The 11,266-nt window shown below is 71.1% G+C and carries 11 protein-coding genes and 1 riboswitch; of the genes, 10 read left to right on the top strand and 1 reads right to left on the bottom strand.

Features of this window, described 5'->3' with window-relative positions; genetic code table 11:
* Positions 1 to 217 precede the first annotated feature (217 nt).
* The 10 genes from ABZ836_RS27215 to ABZ836_RS27170 all read left to right on the top strand — a co-directional run bounded on the left by ABZ836_RS27215 (position 218) and on the right by ABZ836_RS27170 (position 10,624).
* Positions 218 to 832, top strand: a complete 615-nt coding sequence (locus ABZ836_RS27215; protein ID WP_356139129.1) for a CDP-alcohol phosphatidyltransferase family protein — start codon at positions 218 to 220, stop codon at positions 830 to 832.
* Between the two features lie 114 nt (positions 833 to 946).
* Positions 947 to 3,442 carry a mannose-1-phosphate guanyltransferase gene (locus ABZ836_RS27210; protein ID WP_361146409.1) on the top strand — a complete coding sequence of 832 codons (2,496 nt, stop codon included), beginning with the start codon at positions 947 to 949 and terminating at the stop codon, positions 3,440 to 3,442.
* A 97-nt stretch (positions 3,443 to 3,539) separates the two neighbouring features.
* On the top strand, positions 3,540 to 4,481 hold the full coding sequence (locus tag ABZ836_RS27205; RefSeq protein ID WP_356139125.1) for a DUF881 domain-containing protein: 942 nt from the start codon (positions 3,540 to 3,542) through the stop codon (positions 4,479 to 4,481).
* Positions 4,478 to 4,810, top strand: coding sequence for a small basic family protein (locus ABZ836_RS27200; protein WP_108956887.1), 333 nt, complete (start codon positions 4,478 to 4,480; stop codon positions 4,808 to 4,810). The genes ABZ836_RS27205 and ABZ836_RS27200 overlap by 4 nt, the downstream gene beginning before the upstream one ends.
* Before the next feature lie 4 nt (positions 4,811 to 4,814).
* Positions 4,815 to 5,690, top strand: coding sequence for a DUF881 domain-containing protein (locus ABZ836_RS27195; RefSeq protein WP_356139123.1), 876 nt, complete (start codon positions 4,815 to 4,817; stop codon positions 5,688 to 5,690).
* A 130-nt stretch (positions 5,691 to 5,820) separates the two neighbouring features.
* Complete coding sequence (locus ABZ836_RS27190; protein ID WP_361146413.1) at positions 5,821 to 6,657, top strand: FHA domain-containing protein; 837 nt, start codon at positions 5,821 to 5,823, stop codon at positions 6,655 to 6,657.
* Positions 6,658 to 6,696: 39 nt separating this feature from the next.
* Positions 6,697 to 7,470: a MerR family transcriptional regulator gene (locus ABZ836_RS27185; RefSeq protein ID WP_356139121.1), complete on the top strand. Its 774-nt coding sequence runs from the start codon at positions 6,697 to 6,699 to the stop codon at positions 7,468 to 7,470.
* A 67-nt stretch (positions 7,471 to 7,537) separates the two neighbouring features.
* Positions 7,538 to 8,011 carry a bifunctional nuclease family protein gene (locus tag ABZ836_RS27180; protein ID WP_356139119.1) on the top strand — a complete coding sequence of 158 codons (474 nt, stop codon included), beginning with the start codon at positions 7,538 to 7,540 and terminating at the stop codon, positions 8,009 to 8,011.
* A gap of 251 nt (positions 8,012 to 8,262) precedes the next feature.
* On the top strand, positions 8,263 to 8,907 hold the full coding sequence (locus ABZ836_RS27175) for a MerR family transcriptional regulator (RefSeq protein ID WP_356139117.1): 645 nt from the start codon (positions 8,263 to 8,265) through the stop codon (positions 8,905 to 8,907).
* Between the two features lie 49 nt (positions 8,908 to 8,956).
* On the top strand, positions 8,957 to 10,624 hold the full coding sequence (locus ABZ836_RS27170) for a DNA polymerase IV (protein WP_361146402.1): 1,668 nt from the start codon (positions 8,957 to 8,959) through the stop codon (positions 10,622 to 10,624).
* Between the two features lie 25 nt (positions 10,625 to 10,649).
* Here ABZ836_RS27170 and ABZ836_RS27165 read toward each other — a convergent pair whose 3' ends face one another.
* The gene (locus ABZ836_RS27165) at positions 10,650 to 11,021 is read right to left on the bottom strand and encodes a PRC-barrel domain-containing protein (protein WP_356139113.1); all 372 of its coding nucleotides are present in this window, start codon (positions 11,019 to 11,021) and stop codon (positions 10,650 to 10,652) included.
* A 127-nt stretch (positions 11,022 to 11,148) separates the two neighbouring features.
* Positions 11,149 to 11,244, top strand: a riboswitch (glycine riboswitch).
* Positions 11,245 to 11,266: the final 22 nt, after the last annotated feature.

The following is an 11,266-nucleotide window of genomic DNA, read 5'->3' as shown; positions in this document are numbered from 1 at the left end:
GCAGGGGGGACCCTGTGGGAGAGTAGGACGCCGCCGAACAATTATTGGGAAAGCCCCCGCACCGTTATGGTGCGGGGGCTTTCTGCATTTCCGGGTGATTTTCGTTGCCGGCCGACGCCGGCCGGCGAACCGTCCGGACCCCTCCGCGTCCGGACGGAGGGCCTGGCGGTAAGGTTCGATCGCATCATTGACACGTATCCCCACAGGAGGCCCCCGGGTGGAGGTCCAGGAGACCCGCGTCCAGACGGATCGGGTGCTCACCATCCCCAACATTCTCAGCATGGCGCGGCTTCTCGGCGTGCCCCTGTTCCTGTGGCTCATTCTGCGGCCCGAGTTCGGCGGCCCGAAGAGTGACGGGTGGGCGCTGCTCGTGCTGGCGCTGAGTGGTGTCACCGACTACCTGGACGGGAAGCTCGCGCGGCGCTGGAACCAGATCAGCAGCCTCGGCCGACTGCTGGACCCCGCCGCTGACCGGCTGTACATCCTCTCCACCCTGCTCGGCCTCACCTGGCGGGAAATCCTGCCCCTCTGGCTGACGCTCGTGCTCCTGGCCCGGGAAGTCGTTCTCGCCGTGATGGTGCTGATCCTCCGCCGGCACGGTTACCCGCCGCCCCAGGTGAACTTCCTGGGCAAGGCGGCGACGTTCAATCTGATGTACGCCTTCCCGCTCCTTCTGCTGAGTGATGGCAGCGGGTGGCCGGCCTCCCTCGCGGCGGTTTTCGGTTGGGCCTTCGCGGGGTGGGGTACAACCCTGTATTGGTGGGCAGGAGTCCTCTACGTGGTGCAGGTCCGACGCCTTGTTCGCGCGGACACCATGGCCACTACCGACTGAACTCGCCGCTGAGTTGGCCCTTCGGGGCCGGGTGGCCCGTGTCCGCGTCATGCGGGGGCGTGCGGCCGGAGGAAGTCGGTTCCCCGTCGTCTGTCAGAGGAGGACGCTTCCGACATGAAGGCCGTCGTGATGGCCGGAGGCGAAGGCACGCGCCTTCGCCCCATGACCTCGAGCATGCCCAAACCGCTCCTGCCGGTGGTCAACCGGCCGATCATGGAGCACGTTCTGCGGCTGCTGAAAAGGCATGGGCTCAACGAAACCGTGGTCACCGTCCAGTTCCTGGCCTCACTGGTCAAGAACTACTTCGGTGACGGCGAAGAGCTCGGTATGGAGCTCACCTATGCCAACGAGGAAAAGCCGCTCGGCACCGCGGGAAGCGTCAAGAACGCCGAAGATGCACTCAAGGACGATGCCTTCCTCGTGATCTCCGGTGACGCCCTGACCGATTTCGACCTGACCGAGCTGATCAACTTCCACAAGGAGAAGGGCGCGCTCGTCACCGTCTGTCTGACGCGTGTGCCGAATCCGCTGGAGTTCGGCATCACCATCGTCGACGACGAGGGCAAGGTCGAGCGCTTCCTGGAGAAGCCGACCTGGGGCCAGGTCTTCTCCGACACCGTCAATACGGGCATCTACGTGATGGAGCCCGAGGTCTTCGACTACGTCCAGCCCGATGTGCCGGTGGACTGGTCGGGCGACGTCTTCCCGCAGCTCATGAAGGAAGGCAAGCCGATCTACGGCTATGTCGCCGAGGGCTACTGGGAGGACGTCGGCACCCACGAGAGCTACGTGAAGGCCCAGGCCGACGTTCTCGAGGGCAAGGTCGACGTCGACATCGACGGCTTCGAGATCTCCCCGGGCGTCTGGGTCGCGGAAGGCGCCGAGGTGCACCCCGACGCCGTCCTGCGGGGGCCGGTCTACATCGGCGACTACGCCAAGGTCGAGGCCGGCGCGGAGCTGCGGGAGCACACCGTCGTCGGCTCCAACGTGGTCGTCAAGAGCGGCGCCTTCCTGCACAAGGCCGTGGTGCACGACAACGTGTACGTGGGGCCGCACAGCAACCTGCGGGGCTGTGTGGTCGGCAAGAACACCGACATCATGCGGGCCGCCCGGATCGAGGACGGGGCGGTCATCGGTGACGAGTGCCTGATCGGTGAAGAATCGATCGTCCAGGGCAATGTGCGGGTCTACCCGTTCAAGACCATCGAGGCCGGCGCCTTCGTCAACACCTCGGTCATCTGGGAGTCCAGAGGCCAGGCGCACCTGTTCGGCGCCCGCGGTGTCTCCGGCATCCTCAACGTGGAGATCACCCCCGAGCTCGCCGTGCGGCTTGCCGGTGCGTACGCCACGACCCTGAAGAAGGGCGCCACGGTCACCACCGCCCGCGACCACTCGCGAGGCGCCCGGGCGCTGAAGCGGGCCGTGATCTCGGCGCTGCAGGCCAGCGCCATCGACGTCCGCGACCTGGAGAACGTGCCGCTGCCGGTGGCCCGGCAGCAGACGGCGCGGGGCAGTGCCGGCGGCATCATGATCCGGACGACGCCCGGTGTGCCGGACTCGGTCGACATCATGTTCTTCGACAGCCAGGGCGCCGACCTGTCGCAGGCGGGGCAGCGCAAGCTGGACCGCGTCTTCGCGCGGCAGGAGTACCGGCGTGCCTTCCCCGGCGAGATCGGTGACCTGCACTTCCCGTCGAGCACGTTCGACTCGTACACCGGGTCGCTGCTGCGGAACGTCGACACCAGCGGTATCGCCGACGCCGGTCTGAAGGTCGTGGTGGATGCCTCCAACGGCAGCGCGGGCCTGGTGCTGCCGAGCCTGCTCGGGAAGCTGGGCGTCGACTCCCTGACCATCAACCCGGGCCTCGACGAGGCACGCCCGACCGAGACCGCGGAGATGCGGCGGGACGGGCTGAAGCGGCTCGGCGAGATCGTCGCCTCCTCGCGAGCGGCCTTCGGCGTGCGCTTCGACCCGGTCGGCGAGCGGCTGTCGCTCGTCGACGAGCAGGGCCGGATCGTGGAGGACGACCGCGCGCTGCTGGTGATGCTGGACCTGGTGGCGGCCGAGCGCCGCAGCGGCCGGGTGGCGCTGCCGGTGACCACCACCCGCATCGCGGAGCAGGTCGCGGCGTACCACGGCACCCAGGTCGAATGGACCACCACCTCGCCCGACGACCTCACCCGCGTCGGACGCGAGGAGACGACGATCTTCGGCGGCGACGGCCGGGGCGGTTTCATCGTCCCTGAGTTCAGCGGTGTCTTCGACGGCACGGCGGCCTTCGTGCGCCTGATCGGCCTGGTGGCGCGGACGCAGCTCACCCTGAGCCAGATCGACGCGCGGATCCCGCGGGCCCACGTGCTCAAGCGGGACCTGGCGACGCCGTGGGCGGTGAAGGGCCTCGTGATGCGCCGGGTGGTCGAGGCGGCCGGCGACCGGTTCGTCGACACCACCGACGGCGTGCGGGTCGTGGAGGCGGACGGCCGCTGGGTGCTGGTGCTGCCCGACCCGGCCGAAGCCGTCACCCACCTGTGGGCGGAGGGACCCGACGACGCCTCGGCGCAGGCCCTGCTCGACGAGTGGAGCACCGTCGTGGAGGGTGCCGGGCACTGACCGGGAATCCCGCCAGGCGTGCCGGACGGCCCCCGCCGCGGGGGCCGTCCGGCACGCCGGTGGGGCCATTCGTGGTACAGGGGCCCGGCATGCGACGATGTGCGGCATGCCGCAGCAGCCCCCCGTTCGGAGCACTCCCGATCGCCCTCCGCGCCCGGATGCCTCCATGTCGCTGCTCACCAACGTCATGGATCACAGCCTCGACGACGGCTACGCGGAGGCCGCCGCCCGCAAGCGCGGCGAGGGCGGCGGGATGCCGAAGACGCTCAAGGCCAAGCTGGGCCTCGCCGCCGGGCTGGTCCTGGCGGCCCTGGTGGTGACGCTGGGGGCGGCCCAGGCCCGGGAGGACGCTCCGGTGGTCGCGCGGGAACGGGAGGAGCTGATCGACCGGATCGAGCGGCAGACCGAGCGGGCCGACCGGCTGGAGGCGAACGTCGACCGGCTGCGGGCCGAGGTCGGCGAGCGTCAGCGCGAGGCGCTGCGGGAGCACGGCGGCGGCGGTGAACGCCTGGAGACCGTCCAGATCCTGGCCGGAGCCGTCCCGGTGCACGGTCCGGGTGTCAAGCTGGTCGTCGACGACGCCGAGGGCTCCGGTACCGGTGACGACGGCGAGCAGCGGGGCTCGAGCGGGTTCTCGGACACCGGCAGGGTCCGTGACCGGGACCTGCAGCGGGTCGTCAACGGTCTGTGGGAGTCGGGCGCCGAGGCCGTCTCCGTCAACGGGCAGCGGCTGACCGCCCTGTCCGCCATCCGGGCGGCCGGCGACGCGATACTGGTCGACAACAAGCCGCTGGCGCCGCCGTACACGGTGCTCGCGGTGGGGGACGGAAAACCGCTCAGCACCCGCTTCCAGGACAGCGCGGACGGCCTCTACCTGTACGCGCTGCAGGAGAACTACGGGATCCGCACGGCCATCTCGGTCGAGGAGGACCTGCGGCTGCCCGCCGCCCCCAGCGTGATCCTTCGGACGGCCAAGCCGGCACAGACATCGGAACCAGCAGAGGCTGAACAGCCGAACAGCGGGAAGGGCACATCGTGATCGCCGTACTTGGCCTCGTGGTGGGAGTCGTGGTGGGCCTGCTGGTCCGGCCCGAGGTTCCCGTCGCCGTCGAGCCGTACCTCCCCATCGCCGTGGTGGCGGCGCTGGACGCCGTGTTCGGGGGACTGCGGGCCATGCTCGACGGCATCTTCGACGACAAGGTCTTCGTCGTCTCGTTCCTGTCCAACGTGGTCGTCGCCGCGCTGATCGTCTTCCTCGGCGACGAACTCGGGGTGGGCGCGCAGCTGTCGACCGGTGTCGTGGTGGTCCTGGGCATCCGCATCTTCTCCAACGCCGCGGCCATCCGCCGGCACGTCTTCAGGGCGTGAGGCGATGAACGAGGAGAGGCGCGAGGGCCTGCCGGGAGCCGGCGGGAGCGCAGAGGGGCCGGGCCACCGGCTGCGCAAGGAGCTGCCCGAGGAGAGGCCCGCCACGGCCGTTCCGCCGGACGAGGCGGAGGAAGAGGCTCCGGCGGGCCTGACGGGCCGTCAACGCCTGGCACAGAGCCTCTGGCCGCCCAGGGTGAGCCGGGCCCAGCTCATCGTGGCGCTGCTGCTGTTCGGGCTGGGGTTCGGGCTGGCGGTGCAGGTCGCCTCGCACAGTTCGGGCGACACCGCGCTGCGGGGTGCCCGGCAGGAGGACCTGGTCCGCATCCTGGACGAGCTCGACGACCGGACGGCGCGGCTCGAGGAGGAGCAGCAGAACCTCGAGGGCCAGCGGTCGGAGCTGGAGAACAGTTCCGACCAGGCGGAGGAGGCGCGGCGCCAGACGCTCGCCAAGGAGCGGCAGCTCGGTGTGCTGGCCGGCACGGTCGCGGCCGAGGGGCCGGGCATCTCGGTGACGGTCGAGGATCCGCAGAACGGTGTCGGAGCCGACCAGCTGCTGGACGCGGTCCAGGAGCTGCGGGCCGCCGGCGCGGAGGCCATCCAGCTCAACGGTGTCCGGGTGGTGGCCAGTACCTATCTGACGGAGCGCCCGGACGGGGACGCCGGAGTGTCGGTCGACGGGAACAAGATCGCCGCTCCGTATCGTTTCAAGGTCATCGGGAACCCGCAGGATCTGGAGCCCGCGCTGAACATCCCGGGAGGCGTGGTGCAGACTCTGGAGAAGGAGCAGGCCACCGTCATCGTGGAGCGTCGTACGAAGATCGTCGTGGATGCCTTGCGAGGGGCGAAGCGGCCTGACTACGCTCGGTCGTCGGCCCGGTGAGGCGGGGCTCGGGGCGCTCCGTTCCGACGGGACGTCGGGTCGCGGGGGGTCGGCGCGCCGAAGAAGTGGTGTGTGGTGGAAACTGTATGGCGGAGACGGACGTTGTGAAGACGTCCGGGTCGGTCGGTCGGTGCAGTCAGGGTTCGTCCTGCCCCACGGGCGGGTCTGTTTCGGTCAAGGGGAATCGCCCGTGAAGTTGTTTGCGAAGTTGTTCGGCAAGAGTGCGCGAGAGGGCGGCAGCGAGACGGGCCGCCATCGCGAGGGTTCCGACGCAGAGAACCGGCCGCTCTACCGGGACCAGGTCGCTGGTCCGGAGGGTGGCACTTCCGGGGGGCACGGCGCGTCGGCCGTTGACCCCGCCCAGGCGGCCCGCATAGGTTTCGGGGACCCGTCGGGATCGGCGGCGGGGCAGCCGCAGCAGAAGGATCCGTCCATGTCGGCCCTGGTGTGCACGCGGTGCGGCAACCGCAATGCGGAGAACAGCCGCTTCTGCTCGCACTGCGGGGCGCCGCTCAGGGCCGGTGTCCCGGAGCGCCCCTCCGAGACGACGTCGACGATCTCCATCTCCGGCATCGAGTCGTACGACCCGGAGGCCACCGGCCAGACGCAGATCCCGGCCCTGTCGCCCGAGGCTCAGGCCGCGGTCGAGGCGCTGCCTGCCGGCTCGGCCCTCCTGGTGGTCCGGCGCGGCCCCAACTCCGGCAGTCGTTTCCTGCTGGACGCCGACCTGACGACGGCGGGTCGTCATCCGCAGAGCGACATCTTCCTGGACGACGTGACGGTCTCCCGCAGCCACGTGGAGTTCCGCCGCGGCCCGGACGGCACCTTCACGGTGGCGGACGTCGGCAGCCTCAACGGCACCTACGTGAACCGGGAGCGCATCGACCAGGTCGCTCTGGCCAACGGTGACGAGGTGCAGATCGGCAAGTACCGCCTGGTCTTCTACGCGAGCCAGCGGAGCGTCTGACCCTCCGGACCGGTCCGGAGGCAACTCCAGGGAAGGTCCATGCTTGAACCACCGAGTGGCGGCGCCGTAACCGGCGCCGCCACCGCGGCAGGCCGACTGATGAGCATCGGCACGGTACTGAGCCTGCTGCGCGACGAGTTTCCCGAAGTCACCATCTCCAAGATCCGCTTCCTGGAGTCCGAGGGACTGGTCGATCCCCGGCGCACTCCCGCCGGGTACCGCAAGTTCAGTGCCGGGGACGTCGAGCGGCTGGCCCGGGTCCTGCGGATGCAGCGGGACGGATACCTGCCGCTCAAGGTCATCCGTGAGCGGCTGGACGTCCTCGAGAGCGCCGACCGCGACCAGGACGCCGCCAATCCTCTCGACGGGGCCTTCACGGCGGGCGAGCCGGAGGAGTACCGGCCCGATCCGCTCGATCAGGACGCCGACCACGAGGAGGCCCCGGCCGTCCGCATCGGACGGGACGAGCTCCTCGCCGCGGCCGGCACCGACGAGGAGCAGTTGGCCGCCTGGGAGGCCTACGGGCTGATCGAGCCGCTGCCCGAGGGCGGCTACGACGCCGCGGCCGTCACGGTGGCGACCCTGCTCGCGGAGATGGCCACGTTCGGCATCGAACCGCGCCACCTGCGGGCGATGAAGACCGCCGCGGACCGCGACGCGGGGCTGGTGGACCAGGTCGTCGCCCCGCTGAGGAAGCACCCCAACCCGGACACCCGGGAGGACGCGCGCGTCAGGGCCCGGGAGCTGGCCGGGCTGACGACCCGCCTGCATTCCGCCCTGGTGCAGACGGCCCTCGGCGTACGCCTGTCCTGACCTGCCTCAATCCACCCATGCCCTGCCCGACTACCCAAACCGTGCGGGCACGGCCTAGGGTTGCTGTGTGAACGAGCTCGATGTCGTAGGTGTCCGGGTCGAAATGCCCTCCAACCAGCCGATCGTGCTCCTGCGCGAAGTGGGGGGCGATCGCTACCTTCCCATCTGGATCGGACCGGGAGAGGCGACGGCGATCGCCTTCGCCCAGCAGGGCATGGTGCCCGCACGACCGCTGACGCACGACCTCTTCAAGGACGTGCTGGAGGCGGTGGGCCAGGAGCTCACCGAGGTGCGGATCACCGACCTGCGTGAGGGCGTGTTCTTCGCCGAGCTGGTCTTCGCCAGCGGGGTGGAGGTCAGCGCCCGCCCGTCCGACGCCATAGCGCTCGCCCTGCGCACCGGCACGCCCATCTACGGAAGCGACGGTGTGCTCGACGACGCGGGGATCGCGATCCCCGACGAGCAGGAGGACGAGGTGGAGAAGTTCCGGGAGTTCCTCGACCAGATCTCTCCCGAGGACTTCGGCACCAGCAACCAGTGACCCGAACCGTAGGTTCCCCGGCAGTCCGATGACGCGCCGGCCGCTCGCGGCCGGCGCGTCGGCAATTGCCAGGGCCTCATGCCGCGGTCCTGCCGCCCGGACGGAGGGCATTCGGCTAGCCTTTCCCCGGGACGGGGCACGGAAAACCACTCGCAAGGTGATTATCACTCGGCGTGGCGAGTGTGGCGATCGTTGACGCACCCCTGACGACTGCCTACCGTCTGGATGGCAGGTCTAGGACGGAGGTCGGCGTGAGAATGAGCGGCGACGATACGGCCGGCGCACCGGGACGTGTCCCGGGCGACAGCGGTCCGTATCGGCCCCACGGCAACGCGGCCGGGTATGCGCCGCAGCGCTCGGCGGCCGAGGCGGGTGGCCTCGGCGGGGCGCAGACGACGTCCGAGCAGGTCGGCTACCGCGGGCCCACGGCCTGCGCCGCGGCCGGGATCACCTACCGCCAGCTGGACTACTGGGCGCGCACCGGACTGGTCGAGCCCAGCGTGCGGCCGGCCTACGGTTCGGGGACCCAGCGCCTCTACAGCTTCCGGGACGTCGTCGTCCTGAAGATCGTCAAGCGGTTCCTCGACACCGGGGTGTCGCTGCAGAACATCCGCACCACGGTCCAGCACCTGCGCGAGCAGGGGTTCCGGGACCTGGAGGGGATGACCCTGATGTGCGACGGGGCCACCGTCTACGAGTGCTCCTCGCCGGACGAGGTGCACGCGCTGCTCCAGGGCGGCCAGGGCATCTTCGGCATCGCCGTCGGGGTGGTGTGGCGGGACGTCGAGACGGCGCTCTCGCAGCTCCACGGCGAGCGCGTGGACACCGGGGAGACCCTGATCGGGCACAACCCGGCGGACGAACTGGCGCGGCGGCGCGGCAACCGGGCGGTCTGAGACCGGACCGGAGGCCGCACTGTCGGTGCCGTGCGGCACCATCGGTGGTGTGAGGTCCGCGCCGACGATTCTCCACCTCGACATGGACGCCTTCTTCGCCTCCGCGGAGCAGGCGTCCAAGCCGAGCCTGCGCGGCAAGGCGGTGGTGGTCGGCGGCCTCGGTCCGCGCGGCGTGGTGGCCACCGCCTCCTACGAGGCCCGCGTCTTCGGGGTGCGCTCGGCGATGCCCATGGCCCAGGCCCGCAGGCTGGCGCCGAACGCCGCCTATCTCGCGCCGCGGTTCTCGCTCTACCGCTCCATCAGCGACCGGGTGATGGCGCTGCTCCGCGCCCTCTCGCCCCTGGTGGAGCCGCTCAGCCTCGACGAGGCCTTCGTGGACCTGGAGGCCGGCGGGGTCGCCTGGGACACCGCCTCCGCGCGGCGCGCCGGTGAGCGGTTGCGCGAGGACATCCGCGCGGTCACCGGACTCACCGGGTCGGTGGGGCTGGCCGCGTCCAAGATGCTGGCCAAGATCGCCTCGGAGGAGGCCAAGCCGGACGGCCTGGTGTTGATCACCCCGGGCACCGAGCGGGAGCTGCTCGCGCCGATGCCGGTGCGGACGCTGCCGGGCGTGGGGCCCGCCACCGGGGACCACCTGCGCCGCGCCGGGATCACCACGGTGGGGGAGCTGGCCGGGGCGGGCGTCGACGAACTGGTGCGGCTGGTGGGCAAGGCCCACGGGCAGGCCCTGCACGCGATGGCGCTGGCGCACGACGAGCGGCCGGTGGTGGCCGAGCGGGAGACCAAGTCGGTGTCCGTGGAGGACACCTACGACGTGGACATCCACGACCGCGTGCGCATCCGGATGGAGGTGCAGCGGCTCGCCGACCGCTGCGTGCGGCGGCTGCGGGCCGGCGGGCACTCGGGGCGGACCATCCAGCTCAAGGTGCGGCGGTACGACTTCTCCACGCTGACCCGTTCGGAGACGCTGCGCGGTCCCACCGACGACCCGGCGGTGGTCCAGGAGGCGGCGGCGCGGCTGCTCGAGGGGGTCGACACGACGGGCGGGGTCCGGCTGCTGGGCGTCGGCGTCTCCGGGCTGGCCGACTTCACGCAGGAGGACCTCTTCGCCCAGGCGGCGCAGGCCGCGCAGGCCGCGCAGACGGTTCAGGCCACCGAGGAGGCACGGGACGCCGCGCACACCGGGCCGGCCGCGGAGGAGGCGGAGGCCCGTGCGGCCGAGGTGGCCCACCGGTCCCTGCCGGGGCGCGAGCCGTCCGTCGAACGCCCGGTGCGGAGATGGACCGCAGGGCACGACGTACGGCATGCGGCGCACGGGCACGGGTGGGTGCAGGGCAGCGGGCTCGGACGGGTCACGGTGCGGTTCGAGACGCCGTACTCGCCCGTGCCGGGTCGGGTGCGGACCTTCGCCGTCGACGACGCGGACCTCGAGCCCGCGGACCCGCTGCCGCTGGTACCGGAACCGGAACCGGAACCGGAACCGGAACCGGAACCGGAGGGGTCCGAGCCGTCGGCGTCGGGGCCGCCGGTGCCTGAGCCGCCGGAGCGCGGGGGGTCGGAGCGCGATGCCGCGGGGCGTGAACTGCCCGAGCCGTCGGGGCCCGGGTCTTCCGGGGCCCGGCCGCACGGCGCTCGGCCGCACGGCGCCGGTCCGCACGGTCCCGCAGCGCACGGTCCCGCTGCGGCCGGGAGCGGGCCTGAGTGGCCGGCGGCTTGAGCGCTGTGGTGAGGGTGGGCGGTCGTCAGGCGTCCTCCGGGTCCGGGAGGTGGCCGAAGTCCCGGTCGGGGAGCGGGGCGGGGGGTTCGACGTCGAAGCCGTAGTGGCGGTAGAGGGAGAGTTCCTGCTCGGGGGAGAGGTGGCGGCCGACGCCGTAGCCGGGGGCGTCCTTGATGTGGGCCCGGCCGTAGGGGACGCGGAGGGCGCCGTCGACCAGCTCGCTGGTCTCCAGCGGGACGAAGACGTCGCGGCCGAAGAGCCCGGTCCGGATCGCCGCCCATTCGGGCGAACCGGTGGCGTCGTCGAGGTACACCTCGTCGACCGTGCCGATGCGGTTGCCGTCGCAGTCGAATGCCTTGCGGCCTATGAGGTTCCGGGGATCGATGTCCGTGTGCACGTTCCCTCCTTCTGGTCGCAGCTCACTGTCGCAGCGCAGCCGTCGGCACCACCCAAGTGCACTTCGCGGGCGGCGGCCACTCGAGGGTCCGCTCCGGTACCTCGCTGGTAGGCTGGTCAGTGGCTGCCGACCCCGCGCGGGAGAGTCCTCCGAGAGCCTTCGGAGGCGCCGAAGGAGCAACTCCTCCCCGGAATCTCTCAGGCCCCCGTACCGCGCGGACGAGGTCACTCTGGAAAGCAGAGCGG

The organism is Streptomyces sp. NPDC047130, assembly GCF_040643475.1.
Taxonomy (GTDB): Bacteria; Actinomycetota; Actinomycetes; order Streptomycetales; family Streptomycetaceae; genus Streptomyces.
The sequence above is the reverse complement of the archived record's forward strand: the minus strand, read 5'-3'. Positions and strand labels throughout refer to the sequence as shown.

Coding starts and splice junctions, on each gene's coding strand:
- ABZ836_RS27210 (WP_361146409.1), top strand. CDS start 947: ATGAAGGCCGTCGTGATGGCCGGAGGCGAAGGCACGCGCCTTCGCCCC.
- ABZ836_RS27185 (WP_356139121.1), top strand. CDS start 6,697: ATGCTTGAACCACCGAGTGGCGGCGCCGTAACCGGCGCCGCCACCGCG.
- ABZ836_RS27195 (WP_356139123.1), top strand. CDS start 4,815: ATGAACGAGGAGAGGCGCGAGGGCCTGCCGGGAGCCGGCGGGAGCGCA.
- ABZ836_RS27205 (WP_356139125.1), top strand. CDS start 3,540: ATGTGCGGCATGCCGCAGCAGCCCCCCGTTCGGAGCACTCCCGATCGC.